Annotated in this window: 24 protein-coding genes; 18 read left to right on the top strand and 6 right to left on the bottom strand. The window is 70.0% G+C overall.

From position 1 onward, the window contains the following. Nucleotides 1-138: 138 nt before the first annotated feature. The 8 genes from rimO (at nt 139) to BN1701_RS16160 (ending at nt 7,166) form a co-directional block, all read left to right on the top strand. Nucleotides 139-1,536, top strand: coding sequence for a 30S ribosomal protein S12 methylthiotransferase RimO (gene rimO / locus BN1701_RS16195; protein ID WP_054049756.1), 1,398 nt, complete (start codon nt 139-141; stop codon nt 1,534-1,536). Next, nucleotides 1,533-2,168: a CDP-diacylglycerol--glycerol-3-phosphate 3-phosphatidyltransferase gene (pgsA, locus tag BN1701_RS16190; protein WP_054049754.1), complete on the top strand. Its 636-nt coding sequence runs from the start codon at nt 1,533-1,535 to the stop codon at nt 2,166-2,168. The genes rimO and pgsA overlap by 4 nt, the downstream gene beginning before the upstream one ends. Further along, a complete protein-coding gene (locus BN1701_RS16185) occupies nt 2,165-2,674 on the top strand; it encodes a CinA family protein (protein ID WP_054049752.1) in 510 nt (169 codons plus the stop codon). Before pgsA ends, BN1701_RS16185 begins: the two co-directional genes overlap by 4 nt. Before the next feature lie 235 nt (nt 2,675-2,909). Then, nucleotides 2,910-3,365 (top strand): helix-turn-helix domain-containing protein, encoded by a 456-nt coding sequence (locus BN1701_RS16180; protein WP_054049749.1) that lies wholly within the window; start codon nt 2,910-2,912, stop codon nt 3,363-3,365. A 189-nt stretch (nt 3,366-3,554) separates the two neighbouring features. Then, a complete protein-coding gene (locus tag BN1701_RS16175; protein WP_054049747.1) occupies nt 3,555-4,394 on the top strand; it encodes a PspA/IM30 family protein in 840 nt (279 codons plus the stop codon). Between the two features lie 10 nt (nt 4,395-4,404). Beyond that, on the top strand, nt 4,405-5,175 hold the full coding sequence (locus tag BN1701_RS16170; protein WP_054049745.1) for a hypothetical protein: 771 nt from the start codon (nt 4,405-4,407) through the stop codon (nt 5,173-5,175). Between the two features lie 346 nt (nt 5,176-5,521). After that, nucleotides 5,522-5,743, top strand: coding sequence for a hypothetical protein (locus tag BN1701_RS16165; RefSeq protein ID WP_054049743.1), 222 nt, complete (start codon nt 5,522-5,524; stop codon nt 5,741-5,743). Between the two features lie 151 nt (nt 5,744-5,894). After that, nucleotides 5,895-7,166 (top strand): uracil-xanthine permease family protein, encoded by a 1,272-nt coding sequence (locus BN1701_RS16160; protein WP_369800676.1) that lies wholly within the window; start codon nt 5,895-5,897, stop codon nt 7,164-7,166. On the opposite strand, the gene BN1701_RS16155 is transcribed toward BN1701_RS16160, so the two are convergent. After that, nucleotides 7,141-8,154 (bottom strand): quinone-dependent dihydroorotate dehydrogenase, encoded by a 1,014-nt coding sequence (locus BN1701_RS16155; RefSeq protein WP_054055897.1) that lies wholly within the window; start codon nt 8,152-8,154, stop codon nt 7,141-7,143. The two genes, BN1701_RS16160 and BN1701_RS16155, sit on opposite strands and share 26 nt — an antisense overlap. A 43-nt stretch (nt 8,155-8,197) precedes the next feature. Here BN1701_RS16155 and BN1701_RS16150 point away from each other — a divergent pair, with 43 nt between their 5' ends. Further along, nucleotides 8,198-8,986: a hypothetical protein gene (locus BN1701_RS16150; protein ID WP_157368016.1), complete on the top strand. Its 789-nt coding sequence runs from the start codon at nt 8,198-8,200 to the stop codon at nt 8,984-8,986. Nucleotides 8,987-9,619: 633 nt separating this feature from the next. Here the strand turns inward: BN1701_RS16150 and BN1701_RS36480 are convergent. Genes BN1701_RS36480 through BN1701_RS16135 form a run of 3 tightly spaced genes read right to left on the bottom strand, consistent with a single transcriptional unit; the run spans nt 9,620 to nt 11,636 of the window. After that, nucleotides 9,620-9,937, bottom strand: a complete 318-nt coding sequence (locus tag BN1701_RS36480) for a hypothetical protein (protein WP_067520753.1) — start codon at nt 9,935-9,937, stop codon at nt 9,620-9,622. 43 nt (nt 9,938-9,980) lie between these two features. After that, nucleotides 9,981-10,778, bottom strand: a complete 798-nt coding sequence (locus BN1701_RS16140; protein WP_054049740.1) for a DNA-formamidopyrimidine glycosylase family protein — start codon at nt 10,776-10,778, stop codon at nt 9,981-9,983. A 3-nt stretch (nt 10,779-10,781) separates the two neighbouring features. Continuing rightward, entirely contained in the window at nt 10,782-11,636 is an 855-nt protein-coding gene (locus BN1701_RS16135; protein ID WP_054049738.1) for a ParA family protein, read from the bottom strand. Between the two features lie 34 nt (nt 11,637-11,670). Between BN1701_RS16135 and BN1701_RS16130 the strand changes: the two genes are divergently transcribed. Together BN1701_RS16130 and BN1701_RS16125 are read left to right on the top strand one after the other, a co-directional pair. Next, nucleotides 11,671-12,396 carry a bifunctional 2-polyprenyl-6-hydroxyphenol methylase/3-demethylubiquinol 3-O-methyltransferase UbiG gene (locus tag BN1701_RS16130; RefSeq protein ID WP_054049736.1) on the top strand — a complete coding sequence of 242 codons (726 nt, stop codon included), beginning with the start codon at nt 11,671-11,673 and terminating at the stop codon, nt 12,394-12,396. A gap of 31 nt (nt 12,397-12,427) precedes the next feature. Continuing rightward, the gene (locus BN1701_RS16125; RefSeq protein ID WP_054049734.1) at nt 12,428-13,711 is read left to right on the top strand and encodes a DNA polymerase IV; all 1,284 of its coding nucleotides are present in this window, start codon (nt 12,428-12,430) and stop codon (nt 13,709-13,711) included. Between the two features lie 38 nt (nt 13,712-13,749). Here BN1701_RS16125 and BN1701_RS16120 read toward each other — a convergent pair whose 3' ends face one another. Next, on the bottom strand, nt 13,750-14,475 hold the full coding sequence (locus BN1701_RS16120; RefSeq protein ID WP_082860355.1) for an NAD-dependent deacylase: 726 nt from the start codon (nt 14,473-14,475) through the stop codon (nt 13,750-13,752). A 123-nt stretch (nt 14,476-14,598) separates the two neighbouring features. Between BN1701_RS16120 and BN1701_RS16115 the strand changes: the two genes are divergently transcribed. The 5 genes from BN1701_RS16115 (at nt 14,599) to BN1701_RS16095 (ending at nt 17,698) form a co-directional block, all read left to right on the top strand. After that, nucleotides 14,599-15,552 (top strand): hypothetical protein, encoded by a 954-nt coding sequence (locus BN1701_RS16115; RefSeq protein WP_054049729.1) that lies wholly within the window; start codon nt 14,599-14,601, stop codon nt 15,550-15,552. Nucleotides 15,553-15,697: 145 nt separating this feature from the next. Then, nucleotides 15,698-16,129, top strand: coding sequence for an ATP-binding protein (locus BN1701_RS16110; protein ID WP_067520750.1), 432 nt, complete (start codon nt 15,698-15,700; stop codon nt 16,127-16,129). After that, nucleotides 16,126-16,869 (top strand): SigB/SigF/SigG family RNA polymerase sigma factor, encoded by a 744-nt coding sequence (locus tag BN1701_RS16105; RefSeq protein WP_054049725.1) that lies wholly within the window; start codon nt 16,126-16,128, stop codon nt 16,867-16,869. Before BN1701_RS16110 ends, BN1701_RS16105 begins: the two co-directional genes overlap by 4 nt. 43 nt (nt 16,870-16,912) lie before the next feature. Then, the gene (locus BN1701_RS16100) at nt 16,913-17,215 is read left to right on the top strand and encodes an STAS domain-containing protein (protein ID WP_054049722.1); all 303 of its coding nucleotides are present in this window, start codon (nt 16,913-16,915) and stop codon (nt 17,213-17,215) included. 78 nt (nt 17,216-17,293) lie between these two features. Beyond that, nucleotides 17,294-17,698, top strand: coding sequence for an ATP-binding protein (locus BN1701_RS16095; protein ID WP_172803264.1), 405 nt, complete (start codon nt 17,294-17,296; stop codon nt 17,696-17,698). A gap of 10 nt (nt 17,699-17,708) precedes the next feature. Here BN1701_RS16095 and BN1701_RS16090 read toward each other — a convergent pair whose 3' ends face one another. Next, nucleotides 17,709-18,716 (bottom strand): PHP domain-containing protein, encoded by a 1,008-nt coding sequence (locus tag BN1701_RS16090; RefSeq protein ID WP_054049719.1) that lies wholly within the window; start codon nt 18,714-18,716, stop codon nt 17,709-17,711. A gap of 36 nt (nt 18,717-18,752) precedes the next feature. Here BN1701_RS16090 and BN1701_RS16085 point away from each other — a divergent pair, with 36 nt between their 5' ends. After that, complete coding sequence (locus tag BN1701_RS16085) at nt 18,753-19,289, top strand: hypothetical protein (RefSeq protein WP_054049717.1); 537 nt, start codon at nt 18,753-18,755, stop codon at nt 19,287-19,289. A 28-nt stretch (nt 19,290-19,317) separates the two neighbouring features. Further along, nucleotides 19,318-21,312, top strand: coding sequence for an acyl-CoA dehydrogenase (locus tag BN1701_RS16080; RefSeq protein ID WP_054055896.1), 1,995 nt, complete (start codon nt 19,318-19,320; stop codon nt 21,310-21,312). Nucleotides 21,313-21,351: the final 39 nt, after the last annotated feature.

Raw genomic sequence — 21,351 nt, 5'->3', positions numbered from 1 at the left:
CGGCGGCCGGTGGCATTGACCAACCCCAGTGCCCCGGTCGCCCCAAGCGCCGGGGTGCGTGCCGCCGTGTCAAAGTCGCAGTCCAAAGGCGGTTACCCTGTGTCCGTGCCCTCTCCGTCGACGTCGCGTCGTGTCGCCATGCTCACCCTCGGCTGTGCCCGCAATGAGGTGGACTCCGAGGAACTGGCCGGACGCCTCTCCGGTGGGGGCTGGGAACTGGTCGACCTCGATGACGCCGCGCCCGACGTGATCGTGGTGAACACCTGCGGGTTCGTCGAGTCGGCCAAGAAGGACTCCGTCGACACGCTGCTCGCCGCCGCCGACACCGGGGCCAAGGTCGTCGCGGTGGGCTGCATGGCCGAGCGCTACGGCGCCGAGCTGGCCGAGAGCCTGCCGGAGGCGAGCGCCGTCCTCGGCTTCGACCACTACCCCGACCTGGCCGAACGCCTCGGTGACGTGGTCGCCGGGCACGCCATCGAGTCGCACACCCCGGTCGACCGCCGCACCCTGCTGCCCATCACGCCGGTGAAGCGCCAGACCGCCGCCCAGGAAGTGACCGTCCCCGGCCACGGCTGGGTGCCGCGCGTGCGGCTCGCCGACGGGCCGGTGGCCTCGGTGAAGATCGCCAGCGGGTGTGACCGCCGCTGCTCGTTCTGCGCCATCCCCTCCTTCCGCGGGTCCTTCGTCTCCCGCACGCCCGACGAGATCGTCGGCGAGGCGGCCTGGCTGGCGGGGGAGGGCGTGCGCGAGCTCGTCCTCGTCAGCGAGAACTCGACCTCCTACGGCAAGGACCTCGACGGCACCGGCGTGCTGGAGGCACTGCTGGCCCGCTTGGCCGCGGTGCCCGGCATCGACCGGGTGCGCGTGTCCTACCTGCAGCCCGCCGAGACCAAGCCGAGCCTGGTGAAGGCCATCGCCGCCACCGAGGGTGTCGCCGACTACTTCGACATGTCCTTCCAGCACTCCAGCGGGTCCGTGCTGCGCCGGATGCGCCGCTTCGGCGACACCGAGTCCTTCCTCGGGCTGGTCGAGCAGATCCGCGCCGCGGCCCCCGAGGCGGGCATCCGCAGCAACGTCATCGTCGGGTTCCCCGGCGAGACCGAGGACGACGTCGACGAGCTGGCCCGGTTCCTCACCACGGCCCGGCTCGACGCGGTCGGCGTGTTCGGCTACTCCGACGAGGACGGCACCGAGGCCGAGCACCTCGACGGCAAGCTCGACGTCGACACCATCACCGCGCGGGTCGCGCGGATCTCCGCGCTCGCCGAGGAGCTCACCGCGCAGCGCGCCGAGGACCGCGTCGGCACCGAGGTCGTCGTGCTCATCGAGCACGAGGAGACCGACGACGAGGACTGCACCGGCCGCGCCGCGCACCAGGCCCCCGAGGTCGACGGCGAGTGCGTAGTGGTCAACGCCGACGACTTCGACTTGGCCGCCGGTGACCTGGTCCGCTGCCGGGTGATCGACACCGAGGGCGTCGACCTGGTCGTCGAGCCCATCGAGATCGTGCCGCGCGTGGCACCGGCGTCGCCATGAACCCGGCCGCGACCGGCGACGACGCCGCCGCCGAACCGGTCCGCCCGGTCCTGCCAGAAGCCACCGTCGTCCCCGTGCTCAACGTCGCGAACATCCTGACGCTGTCCCGGCTCGCGCTGGTCCCGGTCTTCCTGCTCGCGCTGTTCGCCTACGACGGCCACGACCCGACGTGGCGGCTGATCGCCACCGCCGTGTTCGGCGTCGCGTCGATCACCGACCACATCGACGGCAAGCTCGCCCGCAAGCTCGGCCTCATCACCGACTTCGGCAAGATCGCCGACCCGATCGCCGACAAGGCCCTCACCGGGGCCGCGCTGATCGGCCTGAGCGTGCTCGGCGACCTGCCGTGGTGGGTGACGTTGGTCATCGCCGCGCGCGAGGTCGGGGTCACGCTGCTGCGGTTCTGGGTGATCCGGCACGGCGTTATCCCGGCCAGCCCCGGCGGCAAGCTCAAGACGCTGACCCAGATCTTCGCGATCACGCTGTTCCTGCTCCCGCTGCCCGAGGCCTGGCTGCCCGTCGCGTGGACGGCCATGGCGCTGGCGGTCGCGCTGACCGTGGTCACCGGGGTCGACTACGTCGTGCGCGCGGTCCGGCTGCGCGCCCGCGGCAAGCGAGCCATGGGCACGTGACCCAGCTGCGGCTGGTCCCCGGCCTGTCCTACGAGCCCGTCGCGGCCCTGATCGACCGGCTGCGTGAGTGCGGACAGACCGTGGCCACCGCCGAGTCGCTCACCGCGGGCCTGGTCGCGGCCGTGCTCACCAGCGTGCCCGGGTCCAGCGCGGTCGTTCGCGGCGGTGTCGTGGTCTACGGCACCGATCTCAAAGCCGACCTGGCCGGGGTCGACGCCGACCTGCTCGCCGAACGCGGCGCGGTCGACGAGGAGGTCGCCCGCCAGCTCGCCGACGGCGCTCGGACGCGGTGCGGGGCGACCATCGGTGTCGGGCTCACCGGGGTGGCCGGTCCCGACCCGCAGGACGGTGTGGCGGTGGGCACGGTGTGGGTCGCGCTGAGTGGTCCGCGCGGGTCACGGGCGGTGCGGCTGACGGTGTCGGGGGGCCGCGAGGACGTGCGCGCGGCGGCCGTTCGAGGTGCGCTCGACCTGCTCGCGGCCGAGGTCGATACGCTCATCGAGTGAGGTTGCGCTCACCGACTGTGCCTGACCGGATCATGCCCACCGGCGTCTAGCTGGGAACATTCGGCGCCTACGGATCGTTCGCTCTTGGCGGACTACCCGCGAAGGCGCTGCGCTCCGGCCGTGCCTGTCGGTAACGTTGTCAAGGTGACGGCCACGCGCTGTCCTCGCCCCGGCTACCCAAAGCCGGACGGGAACGGCGCACGGACAGCAGTCCGCCGAGGAAGGGAGGTGCGCGATGACTGTGCTCTTGCGCGAGGCGATCGGTGATCGGCTCCGACACGCCCGCACCAACCAGCAGCGCACCCTGCGGGAGGTCTCCCGCAGCGCGCGCGTCAGCCTCGGCTACCTCTCAGAGGTCGAGCGCGGACGCAAGGAAGCCTCCAGCGAACTGCTCGCCGCGATCTGCGACGCACTGGCCCTGCCGATGTCCGAACTTCTGCACCATGTGGCCGCCGACATCAGCGCGCTCACCGCGGTGGAGAACGGCATGGTCGAGCACGGCCTGCCCGAGCAGGCCGCCGTCGACGCCGAGACCAGGGCCAATGGCCCGCGCGCCGCGGCCGAGGGCGGCAGGCTGGTGCCAGCCGTCGTCGGCGAGAACCTCGCCGACCTGCGTATCCAGCCCGCGCTCTCGCACCGCATCGATACCTCGCTCGGCGGCACTCGCGCGGGCGCGGTCTTCGCGGCTTGAGTCGCCCCGGCTCAGGGCTCTCAGGGTCGACCTCAGAGTGATCCCTGAAATGTGGCGGGTCTGGTGGTCTGGTCGCGGCGTACCTGACACGATGGAACCCACAAGGGTGCCGGGGCGTTGCCGTATCGGTGGCAGCGCGGACTCCGGTGAGTCCGCAAACGGCAGGTACGAAGAAGGCAGGCGGAGGAGATGGCCAACCCGTTCGTGAAGTTCTGGAAGTACCTCATGGCGTCGTTCTCGTCGAAGATCGACGAGCACGCCGACCCGAAGGTGCAGATCCAGCAGGCCATCGAGGATGCGCAGCGCCAGCACCAAGCGCTCTCGCAGCAGGCGGCGGCGGTGATCGGCAACCAGCGGCAGTTGGAGATGAAGCTCAACCGCCAGCTCGGTGACGTCGAGAAGCTGCAGGCATCGGCGCGTCAGGCCCTCGTGCTCGCCGACGAGGCCAGGAGCAAGGGCGACGAGCAGAAGGCGACGCAGTTCGAGAACGCCGCCCAGTCCTTCGCCACCCAGCTCGTCACCGCCGAGCAGGGCATCGAGGACCTCAAGACGCTGCACGACCAGGCCCTGCAGGCCGCCGCGTCGGCCAAGACCGCCGTCGAGCGCAACGCGATGATCCTGCAGAACAAGCTCGCCGAGCGCACCAAGCTGCTCAGCCAGCTCGAGCAGGCCAAGATGCAGGAGCAGGTCTCCAAGTCCCTGAACCAGATGAGCGAACTCGCCGCGCCGGGCAACACCCCGTCGCTGGAGGAGGTCCGCGACAAGATCGAGAAGCGCTACACCACCGCGCTCGGCCAGGCCGAGCTGGCGCAGAACTCGGTCCAGGGCCGGATGATGGAAGTCCAGGCATCGACGACGGAGATGGCGGGCCACTCCCGCTTGGAGCAGATCCGCGCCTCCATGGCGGGCGGCTCGGTCGCGGGCCAGGTCACCTCCGGCCCGGCCGCGTCCACCCCGAGCAACATCCAGGCCGAGATCCAGCAGCGGGTGGCCAAGGAACAGCAGGCCAACCCGCAGTCCGGCGCCTGACAGACGCGCGATGGGGCCACGCAGACATGAGCTGATCAAGCTCGGAGAGTTGGCAGCCCAACAGCTGCGCGGCCCCTACGCGGACCAACTCCGCGGCAAACTCGCCGAATGGCGCGACCCCCGCGCCAAGGTCCTACGCCAACGACGGCGCGCCCAGCGTCGCACCCGCCTCTGGACCGCCACCGGCGTCACCACCGGCGGCGGCGCCATCATCGTGGAGACCGCCGCCACCAACCCCGGCGTAGCAGGCGGCCTCCTGATCGGCGGCGCGGTCGTCTCAACGTTCATGGCCGTCACCGCGGGCATAAAATCCTGGCGCCTCCACAAGGAACCGCTGCCAGACCCGATCCGCATCCCCAAACCCCTCCCCGCCAGAGGCTCCGCAGCCCGCGAACCCATGCGCCGCCTGGACGAGGCCGAAGACACCCTCCACGAACTACTCAAACAGCTGTCGCGAGGGGCGATGGTCCCCACGGACTCGGTCACCCAGGCCCGAGAAACCGGCGCGGAGGCAGCCACCGCCCTACGGGCCCTAGCCGCCCAACTCCACGCCGTAGAGCGCGCCCGAGACCACGCACCGGCAGGCGACCGCCAGGCGCTGTCAGCAGGCATAGACCGCCTCCGCCACCAACTGGACGAGGGCCTGGACGCCTACGGCCGCCTGGTAGCCGCCGCAGGCCACGCCCTAGCCGCCAGCTCCCAACCAGGCCCCCGCCTGGAACTAGTGGACGCAACAGACCACCTAGCCGCCCTAGCCCACGCCCTACGCGACCTGTCGTAGCAAGACGCAAGAACGCGCGGGAAACGGGGCAAACAACGGCAATGGGCGGGCCGAAGGAAACCCCACAGAACGCAAGGGGCGCAACAGAACGGCCGGTTTGGGTGGTTCGCCTTGATTTGGGGGAAATGGGCCTAAAATCGCGGTGCGGGTGAGGTTCCTTGAGCTCGCCTTTTGACCCGCACAGGCCCATTTCGAGGGGTCCCCAAATCAAGGCGAACCACCCAAACAGGCGCCCGCCAACAGAGCCGGCCACCCAGCAAGCCCACTGTGCCCGCGATCACCAGAAACCCACGTCAGAACCAAGAAACTCCCCCGTCCCATCACCACGACCCGAGGGGAGCCAGCCATGGACACCATGATCAACCCAGCCGAACTGCACGAGATCGTGTCCGAGCACGTCATCACCATGCCCGCCTACGAAGACCGCTTCTGGGCGATCGTCGACAACGCCCAAATCGACCGCTCCAGCGCCACCCGCATGCTCGACGTCGCCGTCGATTGGATCGCGAACGGGCGGGGCGAACTAGTCGACCCCTACGCCCTCGCGCTCACCTGGATGCCGCGCTGACGTTGCTTCACCTGGCCTAACGCCCCCGACACCCTCACAAGGTCGACTAGGGCATCTGTGTGAACATCACAGTGTCGTATCGACTCGCCGAGTACCCCGTGTGGCACCATGCACCGACAAATCCCCGGGCGTGGTGGAGGCGGCGTTGACGGTGTGGTCCGTGCACGGCGACGGTCGCCGTGTCCGTGACGGGGCTGCCGTCGCCGCGAACGAGCGGCTGAGCTGGCCGTTGACCGTCGGACTCGGCATGCAGCACGTGGCGGCGATGTTCGGCGCGACGGTGCTCGTGCCCGCCGCGACCGGGTTCCCGGTGACCACCACCCTGCTGTTCTCCGGGGTGGGCACACTGCTTTTCCTGCTCATCACCCGCAACCGCGTCCCCGGCTATCTCGGCTCGTCGTTCGCCTTCATCGCCCCGCTCGTGGCCACCCGCGACGAAGGCATGGCCGCCCAACTCGGTGGCGTTCTGGTGGCGGGTCTGCTGCTGATGGGCGTCGGCATCGCGGTCAAGGCGCTCGGTGTCCGGCTGCTCGAATCGGTCATGCCGCCCGTGGTGACCGGCGCCGTGGTCGTCCTGGTGGGGCTCAATCTCGCGCCAAAGGCGACCGAGGCGTTCGGGCACCAGCCGGTCGTCGGGATCGTCACGCTCGGCGTGATCCTGTTCTGCGGGGTCGCGCGCGGGCTGGTCGCGCAGGTGTCGGTCCTCATCGGGGTGCTCGCCGGCTGGGTCTACGCGGCGGTCACCGGCGCGCTCGACGACGACCGTGTCGCCGCGCTGTCGGCCGCGGGCTGGTTCGGGCTGCCGGAGGTGAGCGGGCCCGTGCTGAGGCCGTCGGTGGTGCTGCTCGTCATCCCGGCGGTGATCGTGCTCGTCGCCGAGAATGTCGGACACGTCAAGGCCATCGGCGCGGTCACCGGCCGCGACCTCGACGGCAGCGTCGGCGACGCGCTCATCGCCAACGGGCTGAGCACCACACTGGCGGGCGCGGGCGGCGGGTCCGGCACCACGACCTACGCCGAGAACATCGGCGTCATGGCCCTCACCAAGGTCTACTCGACCGCCGCCTACGCCGTGGCCGCGATAGCCGCGATCATCCTGTCGCTCTCACCCAAGGTCGGCGCGCTGGTCAACACCGTGCCAGAAGGGGTCGTCGGCGGGGCCACCCTGCTGCTCTACGGCATGATCGGGCTCATCGGCGTGCGGATCTGGCTGGCCAACCGGGTCGACTTCGCCGACCCGGTCAACCTGCTTGTGGTCAGCGCCGCCGTGGTCGCCGGGGTGGGCAACCTGACGCTGACGATCGGGCAGATGCGGATCGAGGGCATCGCCTGGGGATCGGCCTTCGTCGTGCTGGTCTACCCGTTCCTGCGCTGGTGGCGGGGGCGCGGCGCCGAGGTCAGCGACCGGCGACCGCGCGGTTGATCCGTCGGACCAGCGGCGGTCCCTGGTAGATGAACCCGGTGTAGAGCTGCACCAGGCTCGCGCCCGCGTCGAGCATCCGCAGCGCGTCGTCGGCGCTGAAGATCCCGCCGACGCCGATCACCGGCAGACCGCTTTCCCGGTGCACGAACGAGACCACGGCCCGCGCGCGGTCGGCCAGCGGGCGTCCGCTGAGCCCACCCGCCTCCGCGCCGGTCGCGACATCGGCCGCGGCGAGACCGTCCCGGCTGAGCGTCGTGTTGGTGGCGACGATGCCGTCGACACTGTGGTCGGCGCACACCTGCAGGACCTCGGCGATGGTGTCGTCGGTCAGGTCGGGGGCGATCTTGACCAGCAACGGCTTGGTCGACTCGCGGCGGAGTTCGCCCACCAGCACGTCGAGCGCGTCCTTGTCCTGCAGGCCGCGCAGGCCAGGAGTGTTGGGGGAGCTGACGTTGATCGCGAAGTAGTCGCCGTGGTCGCGCAGCGCGCGCAGCGAGTGCCGGTAGTCCTCGACGGCCTCGTCGACCGGGGTCACCTTCGACTTGCCGATGCTGATGCCCAGTGGAACGCCGATGGGCCCGGTGGCGCGCAGCCGCTCGGCCAGCGCGTCGGCGCCCGCGTTGTTGAAGCCCATGCGGTTGATCACGGCGTCGCTGCCGGTCAGCCGGAACAGCCGGGGCTTGGGGTTGCCCGGCTGGGCGTGCCGGGTCACGGTGCCGACCTCGACGAACCCGAACCCGAGCGCCGGCCACGCCCGCAGCGCGTGGCCGTCCTTGTCCATGCCGGCGGCCAGGCCCACCACGCCGGGGAAGTCGACGCCGAAGACTGAGGTGGTGTCCTTCGTGCCGAAGTAGCGGCGCAGGACGGCCACGGCGGGCCGGACCTTGGCCAACCGGGCCAGTCCGGCCATGGTGCGGGTGTGGGCGATCTCGGGATCGCCGCCGCCGAGCTTGAACAGGGTGCGTCGGGTGAGCTGCTGGTAGACCACGTCCACATCGTGTCACCCGCCCGGTTCGGCCATGATGGACGGTGTGACCCTCGACGACCTGTACGGCCTGCCGCAGGAGGACTTCATCGCCGCCCGGCGTGACTTGGCCCGCCAGGCCCGCACCGGCGGCGACCCCGAGGGCGCCGCCGCCATCGAGAAGCTCGCCAAGCCCACCAAGGCCGCCTGGCTGGTCAACCGCCTGGTCCGCGAACACCCGGACGAGATCGCCACCCTCACCGACCTCGGCGACGACCTGCGCGCAGCCCACACCGGCGCCGCAGGCGAATCGCTACGTGAGCTGACCCAGCGGCGGACCACCCTGATCAGGGAGTTGGTCGGCCTGGCGGGAAAGTCACTGAGCGAGTCGATCACGCGCGAGATCGAGGAGATGCTGACCGCCGCCATCGCCGACTCGGGTGCGGGGGAGGTCCTGCGCACAGGTCGGGTGTCGTCGGTGCGTGACCTGTCGATCGCTTCGGCTTGGCCAGGCTTGGAGATCGCCGCTGTTCCACGTCCCAAGCCTGCCGCCAAACCGGCGCCCGTGAAGGTGGACGCGGCCAAGGCCCGCCGGGAGGCGCTCGCCGCGGCCAAGGCTCAGGTCAAGGCCGCCGAAGCCGACCGGGCGGCCGCTGAGAAGACGATCGAGAAGACCGAGAACGCCGTTGCCGCCGCCGAGAAAGAGGTTCGCGACCTCAACCAGGCGTTGGACGCTGCTGAGGTAGCCGAGATGGAGGCCCGCAGAGCGCTTCAGGTGGCCCGCCGAGACGCCAAGGATGCCGAGCGGGCGGCCGGTTTGGCTTGGCGAAAGCTCCAACAGGCAGAGGACGCCTAAGTCCGCTGCCCTGTCGCCCAACGAAAGCAAGCCCCAACGAACGCACGCCCCTGGAAACTCAAGCCCCTGGGAACGTGAGCCAAGGTGCCATGAACCACCCGGACAGGCACACCCGCCAACCCAGGTGCCAACCAAGCGCGGAAAAGGTGCAGCCCTCGGGTCGGCTCCCGACCGAAACGGCCGGGCCCGGGGCGGACTTGTGTCCCGGGGACCCGAGGGCTGGGTGACTGTCTGGTATTCGCCGACCACACGCCCGCGCCTACGGCACCGGGTTAGCGGTGTCAGCCGTGTGCGGAGCCGGCAACCATCTTCGATGGGTGGTCCTAGCGGACAGCCACCTCACGTGTCCTGAGCGAAATCACCGTTGGACCACCTCCTCTCTCGTGTACTTCGGACCGTAAGCGGTCTTCGCCGCTCGGACAACGGGTTTTCTTCAACGACGAGGGCCGTTTCTCCCCCGAACGGGGGACTGATAAGGTCCCCGGACACACGCAGCGTGGGTGGTTACACACACGTGGTTGACCGTAGATCGGCTGATCGGCGCGGAGGGACCGGACAAGTGCGGAACCTGCTGAACCAGCCGAACCGGACAGCTCTGGGCATGGTCATCGGCGCCGCGACCGCGGCCCTCTTCTACCAGGGTGTCATCGCCGATCCGGTGTTACGCGGGCCCGTCGAGGCCGCGTCGAAGGTCGAGCCCGCGACCGAGCAGACCTCCTCCGAGCGGCCAGTGGAGTCATCGGCGAAGGTGCCGACGGGGACCGTGTTGACGAGCGCTCTCACCAGTTCGGCGACGAGCACGACAACCACGACGGCCACCACCACGACCACGCAGGCGAACACCGCCACGACGGTCATCACCCAGACCACGACCACCACCACGCCGCCCCAGGTCACCACGACCACGACCCGGCGGCCCACGACCACCACGCCGCGGCCGACGACGACCACGACGACGACGCAGCCGCCGTGTTGGCTGTTCTGGTGCTGACGGTCAGCCAGTAGGTCCGGGCTGGCAGTGCGGGCAGTAGTAGGCCACCCGCTCGCGTACGCCTTCTCCTTGTGTCCCAGCCATGACGCGGCCGCCGCAGCGCAGGCAGCCGGTTCGGGTTCGGCCGTAGACCCACAGTGCCCGGCCTCGTCGCGGATCGCCGGTGGTGTTGCGGTCGGGGGTGAGTTTGTTGCGATCCAACAGTTCCCGGCTGATTCTTATCGCCTCGACGCAGTCCACATCGGACACCGGGGTCCACGGGGACACGCCGAGCAGGTGGCAGACCTCGGCCCGGTAAACATTTCCGATGCCCGCCATCACGCGTTGATCGAGCAGCGCGTCGCCGATCTCGCGGTCGGGGGTGGCGGTGAGGCGCTGGAGTGCGCGGGTCGCGTGGGTGTCGTTCCAGGTGGGGTCGAGTAGGTCTGGGCCAAGGTGGCTCACAAGTCGGTCTTCCTCGCCGGTGGGCACCAAAGCCATCTCGTGCAACAGGAATCCGACGGCCTGGTGTTCGGCTGTCGCGAACACCGCGCGCGCCTGGAACGCCGGTTTGCGCCAGCGGGCGGAGCGTGGCAGGACCTGCCAGGTGCCGTCGAGGCCGAGGTGGCTGTGGAAGCTCAGCTCCCGGTCGAACCGCAGGAACAGATGCTTGCCGACGGTTCGCGGCGCCAGCGCCAACCGGCCCTTGAGGTCCACAGTGGACAGGTGCGGGTGGCGCAGTTCGCCGGTGGTGAGCACTCGGTCGGTCAGCACCGCCGCGAGCCGCGCGGCGGCCTGGTAGACCGTGTCGCCTTCAGGCATCCGTCACTCGGCCGCGGCTTCTTCGCTCGTCTCGTCCGGCGGCCACTCGGCGGCCTGGTGTCTGCCCCGGCCGCGGCCGGTGCGCAGGACGCGGGCGAGTAACAAGTTGAAGGCGAGCGCGACCTCCCGCGCCCCCGGCGTGCCCCACTGGTGGATGGGCATGCACGCGCCTTGGGCCTGCTGGACCGCCAGCCGGTCGGGCAGCGCCACCGGCATCACCAGTCTGCCGAAGCTCTCGCGCAGCTCCTGGATGCGGAACTGGTGCTCGTAGGAGTGCGTGCGGACGCGGTTGACCACCACGCCCAGCGGCACCAGGCCCGGGTTGTACTCGTCGCGGGTGCTCTCCACCGCCTCGAACGCGCGCTGGGCGCCCGCGACGGCGTAGATCGTGGGCTCGGTCACCAGCAGCGCGCCCTGGGCGGCGACGAGGGCCGAGCGGGTCAGCCTGCCCAGCGACGGCGGGCAGTCCATCAGGACCAGCTGATAGGGCAGTTCGCCCTCGGCCAGCATGGCCCTGACCTGCGCCAAAGCCCGTCCCAGCTTCTCCAGTCGGTGTGTTCCGGGGTCCGGGTCGTTGAGCGACTCCAGTTCCTCGGACCCGACCATGACGTCGACGTCGCCATCCCACGAGCTGGGCGCGATCGCCGCCCGCAGGACCGCTGGTCGGGGGGTCTCCAGCACGTCGGCCAGGGTCGCCGTGGTCTCCTCCGGGTCGAGCGTGGTGGTCGCGTTGCACTGCGGGTCGAGGTCGACGACCAGCGTGCGCGCCCCCCGCCGCAGCGCCGCCGACGCGAGGCCGAGCACGACCGTGGTCTTCCCCACGCCGCCTTTGAGGCTGAGCACTGCCACCGTTTGCACGCCTTAGACCTTAGAGTCTCTACAGTTCCATCTCATGCGACCGGATGCCGTACGCCGTGTGCTCGACCTTGAGCTGACCGCCGCCCGTGAGCGGCGCCACGGCCAACCGCCCAGGGTGCTCGACGTCGGGGGCGGCAGCGGCGTGTTCGCCGTGCCGCTGGCCGCCGCCGGGTGCGAGGTCACCGTGGTCGAGCCCAGCCCCAACGCCCTGGCCACGCTGCAGCGCCGCGCCCAGGAAGCGGGCGTCGCCGACCGCATCACCGCTGTTCAGGGCGACAGCGACGCCCTCGACCAGCTCGTCGATCCCGGCTCGGCCGACCTGGTGCTCGCCCACGGGCTGCTGGAGGTCGTCGACGACCCGAAGCTGACCGTGGCCGCCATGGCGGGCGCGGTGGCCCCTGGCGGCGCGCTGTCGCTGCTGGTGGCCAACCGGTTCGCCGCGATCCTGCACCGGGCGATCTCCGGCAAGCTGGTCGACGCCCGCAAGCTGCTCGACGACCCGGCGGGCCAGATCACCGGACCGGGCGAATCGCTGCTGCGCCGGTTCGACACCGATGGCCTGCGCGCGCTCATCAGCGGGGCGGGCCTGACCGTCGAGCTGATCCAGGGCTACGGCGTGGTGGCCGACCTCGTTCCTGGCTCGGTCCTCGACGCCAGCCCCGGCGCCCAGGACGCGCTCGCCCAACTCGAACTGGTCGCCGCGACCACACCGCCGCTTCGGGACGTGGCCACCCGACTGCACGCCATCGCGCGGCGCTGATCTGTCGGTTCCCTGTGGCAGGCTCGGGGCCATGGGGAGAAGCGGTGACCTGCCGAAAGGCTTGGTCGACAGGTTCAAGGCGCGGGACGGGCGATGGCCGGACGACACCGGCTGCCCCATGCTGCACGTCGACATGGACGCCTTCTACGCCTCCTGCGAGATCCGCGAGCGCCCCGAACTGCGCGAACGCCCAGTGGTCGTCGGAGGCGTCGGCACCCGAGGCGTCGTGTCGGCGGCCAACTACATCGCCCGCGAATACGGCGTCCGCTCCGCCATGCCCACCGGCCAGGCCCGCAGGCTGTGCCCGCACGCGGTGTTCCTGCCACCGAGCTTCGACCTCTACCAACGGATCTCCTCGGGTGTCATGGCGATCTTCCGAGACATCACCCCCCTGGTCGAACCCCTGAGCCTCGACGAAGCCTTCCTCGACGTCTCCGGCGCTCTCCGCAGGCTCCGCACCACCCCGGCCGCCGTCGGCGCCCGAATCCGCGCCCGAGTCGCCGACGAGTTCGGCATCACCTGCTCGGTCGGCGTCGCCCCGACGAAGTTCGTCGCGAAACTGGCCTCCGGCCTGGCCAAACCGGACGGAATGCTCGTCGTCTCCGCCGACCAGGTCACCGAGTTCCTGCACCCACTCCCGGTCTCGGCGCTCTGGGGAGTCGGCAAACGCACCGCGGAACGCCTCTTCGACGTAGGCCTGGAACGAGTCTCGGACGTCGCCGCAGCCCCGCTACCCCGCCTACGCCGAATGATCGGCGTCGCTTTGGCCGAACACCTGCACGCGCTCGCCAACGGCCACGACCCAAGGTCAGTGGTCCCGGAGTCAGCAGAGAAGTCGGTCGGCGCGGAGGAGACCTTCGAGACCGACCATTACGACCGCGACCTCCTCAAACGCGAGCTCTTGCGACTGTCGGAACGCACGGCGGCGACCCTGCGATCGAGGGGGCTGCGAGGCCGAACCGTGTCGATCAAGGTCCGGTACTCGGACTTCACGACGATCACGAGGTCACGGACCCTCCCAGTAGCGACCGACGTGACGCGGGAGGTCTACCAAATGGCGTGCAAGCTGCTGGACGAACAGGTCCCCAACGGCGCGGTGCGGCTGATCGGGGTGCGCATGGAGCAGTTGGGCGCGGGGGAGTCGGAACAACTGCTGCTGGACGCCCCACAACAAGGCTGGCGAGAGGCAGAACAGGCAGCGGACAAGGCAAGATCGAAGTTCGGCACAGCAGCGGTCCGCCCAGCCGCCCTCCTGGGAAACCGGCCTGAGCGGGCGGGGGCTACCGAGCCCAAGCCTGCGAGGGCTTCGGAATGACGGTCCGGCAAAGTCGCACCCCGAGCCTGCGGACCCGCTCAGGCGGTTGGTGCGGCTAGGAGGGCGGGTAGTGCCTCGCTCAGAGGTTCACGGACAACCGCTACCGCCAAGCCGTCATACGGGGTTGGCGAGGCGTTGCAGATGACTACTGGGGCGCCCGCTCGTGCGGCCAACCCGACCAACCCCGCCGCAGGCTGCACAGTCAGCGAACTCCCGACAGCCAACATCAAATCCGCCGACTCAGCCGCCGCCCGCGCCTCATCCAGCACCGCCCGATCAAGCGCCTGCCCGAACGACACCGTCGCCGATTTCAAGATCCCCCCACAAACCAGACACGGCGGATCGACCTCCCCAGCCCGCACCCGATCCAACGCCTCCCGCATCGGCCGAACGTCCGGACACGACAAGCACACCGTCTCGAACATCGTCCCGTGCAACTCGATCACCCGCCGCGACCCCGCACGCTGGTGCAGCCCGTCGATGTTCTGAGTCAAGATCGCCACCAGCCGCCCGGTCTCCTCCAGCCGCGCCAACGCCCGGTGGGCCGCGTTCGGCTTCGCCGTCCATGCGGGATTGACCGTGCGGGCCTGCCACGTTCGCGCACGTAAAGCGGGGTCGCGCCGGTATTCGGTGATGTTCGACATCCGTTCCGCGCCGGGGTCGCGGGTCCAGAGGCCGTTGGGGCCGCGGAAGTCCGGGATGCCCGAGTCGGTCGAGACGCCCGCGCCGGACAGCACCACGATCCGGCGGGCCCGCTCGATCAGTTCCACCCCCTGATGATGCCCCTAAAACCTCCACTGATCATCGCTTGGACGGGGAATGGTCACCGCCCGGTCGTGACGCTCCGGTAATCAACCGACTACCCGATTTCATGGAGGTAGCAGCTGATGAAGGCTTTACGCCGTCTTGCCGCGTTGTGCGCAGGAGTGGTCACGTCCGCGAGTCTGATCGTGGTCGCCGCCCCGAACGCGGTCGCCGTGACCGACCTGGAACTCGCCACCCGCTGGGCGCCGATCCACTACCAGGACACCGATTCGTCCGACTACGACGCCGACTACCTCTCCAAGATCGACTTTGACCTCGAGTGGGACACCCTCAACAACTGGGAGCACCAGGACGACGTCCTGTCCCGGATGACCGGCCACGTGTACTACTCCGTCGTCGAGACCTCGACCCACTGGTTCGTCGGGTACGGCTTCTACCACCCGCGCGACTGGGAGGACTTCGCCGACCCGTTCTCCCTCTACACCCATGAGAACGACATGGAGGGCGTGCTGCTGACCGTCCGCCGCGACGGCTCGACCTACGGCAAGTTCGAGGGCATGGTGTCGGTGGCCCACACCGACTTCTACTCGTACGTGCCCGCGGGCAGCCCGTTCGTCAGCGGCCGGGAGAACGTCGACGGCACGGTGCCGATGCAGACCTACAACGGCGCCGCCCACCCGACGACCCGCCAGGAGGCCAAGGGCCACGGTGTCTACGCGTGGAACGGCTCCGGGTTCCCCGGTGGCGACGGCGTCGTCTACTACCCCAGTGGCACCGCCGAGGTTCCCGCCAGCGGCACCGACAGCTCGGTCGGCTACAAGCTGGTCAACATCTTCGACGCAGGCGGCCTGTGGGTGCGGCGCGACAACAGCGCCACCTTCGCCGGCTTCGGGACGTTCCGCGGTGACAACGGCAAGGACAACGCGGCCAACGCGCCGTGGGGCTGGGACGACGGCAACGACGGCGGCGACATCCCGCGCGGCCTGCTGGCCACTGACCCCGCGTACCTGGTCAGCCAGTACTTCAACGGCGAAGGCACCTTCAGCCTGGCCTACACCCGCAACTCCTACCGGTAACCACGTTTGACCCGTGCCGTGGCCGGGTATCCACGGCACGGCCCGCGAACGACGGCGAGCGGGGTGGACCAGCGGGTTCGCCCCGCTCTCGGTCGTCTCACCGGGAGTAGGTTGCGCGGAGGTCCGCGACGGTAGGAGGAACCAGGTGTCCGAGGTCGAGACGAGTGCGCCCGCCCGACCCAATGGGGTGCGGCAGGCCGACGTGCGCGTGAGCGCGGACGCCGAACAGGTTCCGCTGGTGCGGTCCTTCGCCGCGGACATCGCGATGCGGCTCGACTTCGACCTCGACGCGATCGAGGACGTCCGGATGGCCGTGGACGAGGCCTGTTCCCTACTTGTCCGCACCGCAGCTGAGGGTTCCTCGCTTTTCTGCTCCTTCCAGCCGGAATCCGACTCGCTCCGGGTGCTGGCGCAGGTGGAGTCCGCCGCCCCGGTGCCGCCGTCGGCTGACCTGATGAGCTGGCAGATCCTGACCACCCTGGCCGAATCGGTGTCCGAGCACGTCGAGACCGCGGACGGCGGTCACCGGGTGTCCATCGAGCTGGTGGCGCGCCCCGGCGAAGCGGCCGCCCGGTGACCGAGGCCGAAGACGCCCGGTTCCGCGAGCTCGCCGAACTGGGCGAGCAGGATCCGCGCCGCGTCGCGCTGCGCGCCGAACTGGTCGAGTCCTACCTCGACCTCGCGCGCAACCTCGCCCGCAAATTCGACCGACGCGGCGACCAGCTCGAAGACCTCGTCCAGGTCGCCACGATCGGGCTGATCAAGTCGGTGGACCGCTTCGAGCCAGAACGCGGCAGCTTCTACGGCTTCGCCATCCCCACCATCATGGGCGAGCTGCGCAGACACTTCCGCGACACCGGGTGGGCCGTGCGGGTGCCGCGCCAGCTCAAGGAACTGCACCTGACCGTCGCCGCCGGACGCGCCGAGCTGAGCCAGCGGCTCGGCCGCGCGCCCAAGCCCAGCGAACTGGCCGACCACCTGGGCATCACCAAAGACCAGGTCTACGACGCCCTGCTGGCCACCGCGGCCAAGGAGGGCACCTCGCTCGACGCGCGGCTCGCCGAGCCCGGCGGGGACCGCTTCGGCACCGACGACGCCGAGATCGAGCACATCGACGACCGCGAGGCGCTGCGCCCGCTGCTGGCCGAGCTGTCCGAGCGCGACCAGCGGATCATCGTGCTGCGGTTCGTCCGCGGCATGAGCCAGTCCGACATCGCCCGCCGGGTCGGCGTCTCGCAGATGCAGGTCTCCCGCCTGCTCACCAAGATCCTGGAGCGGCTGCGCGTCGCGCTGGGCAGCGACACGCTGACGGGGTGACGATGCTTAACGTGATCACTGAGCAGGTCAGGAAGGACCGATAGTGGAGATCAACAGCGAGGGCGTCGACCCGGTCGTGATCTCGGTCGAGGGCGAGGTCGACCTCGCCACCTCACCTCGACTGGCCCAGGCACTCGACAGCGCGCTGGGCGCGACCGCGACCACCACGATCCGCGTCGACCTGTCGAAGGTCGAGTTCATGGACTCCGCGGGCCTGCGCGTCCTGGTGGCCGCCCGCCACCGCGCCGACGAAGCCGGGGTCGGCTTGGTCCTGCATGAGCCGCACGACCGGGTCCGCCGGATCATCGAGATCACGGGCCTCACGAGCGTGTTCGGCCTTGGCTGATTCAAGCGCGCGAGCGTTGGGTATCTCTGAGTCCACACGGGGGGCAATTCCCGTGTGGACGCGGAGCTAGGGGCAATGGTGGATGAGCTGATCGCGAGGCTGCCGCCGACGACGCGGTCGGCAGGTGAGGCCCGAGGCTTCGTGACCGAGGCACTGCGATCCTGGTCGGTTCGGCCAGACCTGATCGCCGACATCGTGCTCGCCACATCCGAGCTGGTGACCAACGCCATCGAACACGGCCAAAGCGAGGTCACCGTCGACCTCCGCCTGAGCGACGGCCGCGTCTTGCTCCGGGTGACCGACGGCGGCCCAGGCACACCCGTGGCGCTCACCGCCGACGCCAGGTCCCCGCGGAGCCGGGGCCTGACGATCGTCGAGGCACTGAGCCGCGACTGGGGCTGGCAACTCGCCCCAGAGGGCAAGGTCGTCTGGGCCGAGTTCACCTTCAAACCCGCGAACGTGGCCAGCAAAAGCATCCTCTAGCGCGGCAGGCCTACCGCCCAGCGATGTGGCTCAACAGATCCGCCGCCGTCTTCGTGTTGATGACCCGCTCCGCGGAGATCCCGCACTCCTCAGCCCGCTCACATCCATAAGGCAGCCAATCCAACTGCCCAGGCGCGTGCGCGTCACTGTCGATGGCGAACTCGCACCCAAGATCAGCCGCGACCCGCAACAGCCGCCGCGGCGGGTCGAGCCGCTCCGGCCGCGAATTGATCTCCACCGCCACCCCGTACTCCGCACAAGCGCTGAACACCGCGTCAGCGTCGAACGTCGATTCCGGCCGCCCCTTGCCCATCACCAGCCGCCCAGTGCAATGCCCGAGCACATCCACCTGCGGATTGGCGACCGCCGTCAGCATCCGCTCGGTCATCTCCTTCTTCGGCATCCGCAACTGCGAGTGCACGCTCGCCACGACCACGTCGACCTGGGACAGCAGTTCCTCGGTCTGATCGAGCGCCCCATCCAGCAAGATGTCGACCTCGATGCCGGTCAGGATCAAGAACGGCGCCAGCTCGACGTTCAGCTCGGCCACCACCTCCAACTGCCTGCGCAGCCGCTCGGCGCTGAGACCGTTGGCGACCCGCAGCCGCGGGGAGTGGTCGGTGAGCGCCATCCACTCGTGGCCCAAGGCGATGGCGGCCTCGGCCATCTCCCGGATCGGGCTGCCGCCGTCGGACCAGTCGGAGTGCGTGTGGCAGTCCCCGCGCAGCGCCGAGCGCAGGGCGGCCCCGCCCGCGACCGGTTTCGCGGCACTGTCGGTGAGTTTGGTCAGGTAGCCGGGTTCGCCTTGGGCGACGGCTTCGGTGATGGCCGCGGCGATGGACTTGCCGATGCCGGGCAGCGCGGTCAGTGTGCCCGCGCGGACGCGTTCGGCCAGCTCGTCGGGGGGTAGCTCGCCGACTATTGCGGCCGCCTTGCGGAACGCTCGTACCTTGAACGTGGGCTCGCCCGCGCGCTCCAGGAAGAGCGCGATCTGCTTGAGCGCGGCGACGGGATCCATGGATTCAGGTAACCACAGCGCCTGCCGGGGGGATCGTTGACGCACGTTGACCGGGAGCGAATCGGCCGACGCGACGCCAAGTGGCTGATCGCGACCAGCCTCGTCGGCAGGCTCCCCAACGGCATGGCGCCGCTTGCCATCGCGATCTTCCTGCGCGAGCAGGGGTTCTCCTACGGCTTGATCGGCGCCTACCTCGGCCTGTTCGCCATCGCCGCGGCTGTCGGCGGGCCGCTGCTCGTCGGCTTGGCTGACCGGCGCGGCCAGTCGATCGTGCTCGTCGGCGCGGCGGTCGTGTCGGCCGCGGCGTTCACCACGCTGGCTCTCGCCGACGGTGACGAGCCATGGTGGGCCGCCCTCGACATCGTGATCGCGGGCCTGCTCGCTTTGCCGCCGCGCCCGGCTGTGCGGCCTGCCGCCGCCGGGGTCGGTTACGTCGTCGGGCCGCTGCTGGTCATCGCCGCAGCGGCCGCGGTGTCGCCGACCGGTTCCGCGCTGGCCGTCGCGGCGATGACGATCTTGGGTGCCCTCGCCGCCGTCGCCGCTGCCCGGCGCGAGCCCGCTCAGACAGCCTGACCCGCCCGACCGCACTAGCGTTTCCTTCATGGATATCCCGGCAACCGCACCGGCCGACCCGGCCAGGCTCACCGACCTGCTCGACGGCCGATGGGGCCACGTCCGCCGCGAGGCACGGGCCTGGCTGGCGGGCGAGCCCACGCCGCCGGGCGACCTGCCGACCGAGGAACACCGCGCCCAGGTGCTCGACGCGCTGCGGTCGCTGGTCGCCTCAGGTTACCCACGCGCGGGCTTCCCCAAGGCCTATGGCGGCGACGGCGACACGGGCGCGGCGCTGACCGCGTTCGAGATGCTCGGCTTCGGCGACCTGTCGGTGATGGTCAAGGCAGGCGTGCAGTGGGGCCTGTTCGGCGGCGCGGTCGAGGCGTTGGGCACCGAGGCCCACCACCAGCGGTACCTGCGCGCGATCATGGATCTCGACCTGCCCGGCTGCTTCGCCATGACCGAGACCGGCCACGGCTCCGACGTCCAGCACCTGCGCACCACCGCGACCTACGACCCGGCGACGCGCGAGTTCGTCGTGCACACCCCGCACGAGGGCGCGCGCAAGGAGTACATCGGCAACGCCGCCCGCGACGGCCACGCCGCCGTCGTGTTCGCCCAACTCGTCGTGGGCGGCGAGTCCCGGGGCGTGCACGCGCTGTTCGTACCGATCCGGGACTCGAACGGAACGGTGCCCGGGGTGCGGATCGAGGACTGCGGGCGCAAAGCCGGGCTCAACGGCGTCGACAACGGCAGGCTCTGGTTCGACCAGGTCCGCGTCCCGCGCGAGGCGCTGCTCAACCGATACGGCGACGTAAGCGACGACGGCGTCTACACAAGCCCGATCGAGGGCGACGGCAAACGCTTCTTCACCATGCTCGGCACCTTGATCCGCGGCCGCATCAGCGTCGCGGGCGCGGCGGGCAGCGCCACCAAGACCGCGCTGACAATCGCCGTGCGCTACGGCCTCGTCCGCCGCCAGTTCGACAACCCCGCCACCGGCGAGGAGATCGTCCTACTGGACTACCTCGCCCACCAGCGCAAGCTCCTGCCCGCACTGGCCACCACCTACGCGCTGCACTTCGCCCAAGAACAACTCGTCACCACACTGCACGAACTGGACCAGGGCGACGACCGCCGCCAGCGCGAACTGGAGTCGCGCGCGGCCGGGCTCAAGGCCGTCGGCACCTGGCACGCCACCCACACCATCCAGACCTGCCGCGAGGCCTGCGGCGGCGCGGGCTACCTCATGGAGAACCGGCTGCCCCGGCTCAAGGCCGACACCGACGTGTTCACCACCTTCGAGGGCGACAACACGATCCTGCTCCAGCTCGTGTCCAAGGGCCTGCTCACCGGCTACCAGCAGCACCTGCACACCCTCGGGAGCGTCGGCCTGGCCCGGTTCATCGCCGACCAGTTCGTCGAGACCGTGATCGAACGCACCGCCGCCCGCGCGCTCATCGACCGACTGATCAACGCGGTCACCCCACAGGACGAGGAAACCGACCTCCTGGACCGCGGCTGGCACCTGCGCCTGTTCGAGGACCGCGAGAAACACGTCCTCGACACCCTCGCCCGCCGCCTGCGCCGAGCCGGGGACGAGGGCGTAGACGCTTTTGGCGTCTTCAATCGTGCGCAAGACCACGTCCTGCGGGCCGCCCGCGCCCACGTGGACAGGGTCGTCCTGGAGGCATTCGTGGCCGGGATAGACCGATGCGGTGACGGCCCGGACAAGGAGTTGCTTGAGCGGGTGTGCGATCTGTACGTGCTCGCCAACCTGGAGGCCGACCTGGACTGGTTCCTCGGCCACGGCAGGCTCTCCACCGCCCGCGCCAAGGCCGTGACCAGCGCGGTCAACGACCTGTGCGCCCACCTGCGCCCCCACGCGGCCACCTTGGTCGACGCCTTCGCCGTCCCCGACGCCATGGTCGGAGCCCCCATCGCCTTGGGTGCCGAGCGTGACCGACAGAACGCGCAGCGGGCCCACGAGGCCTCGGGACTACCCCGTACGGAGGACTCCGCGCACGCAGTCACACCGTGATCCAGGATCGGGTAGTACTCGGGGGGAAGGGCCCGTATC

The sequence above is a fragment of the Alloactinosynnema sp. L-07 genome (genome assembly GCF_900070365.1).
Lineage (GTDB): Bacteria > Actinomycetota > Actinomycetes > Mycobacteriales > Pseudonocardiaceae > Actinokineospora.
Note: the sequence above shows the minus strand (reverse complement) of the source record. Positions and strands in the feature narration are given on the sequence as shown.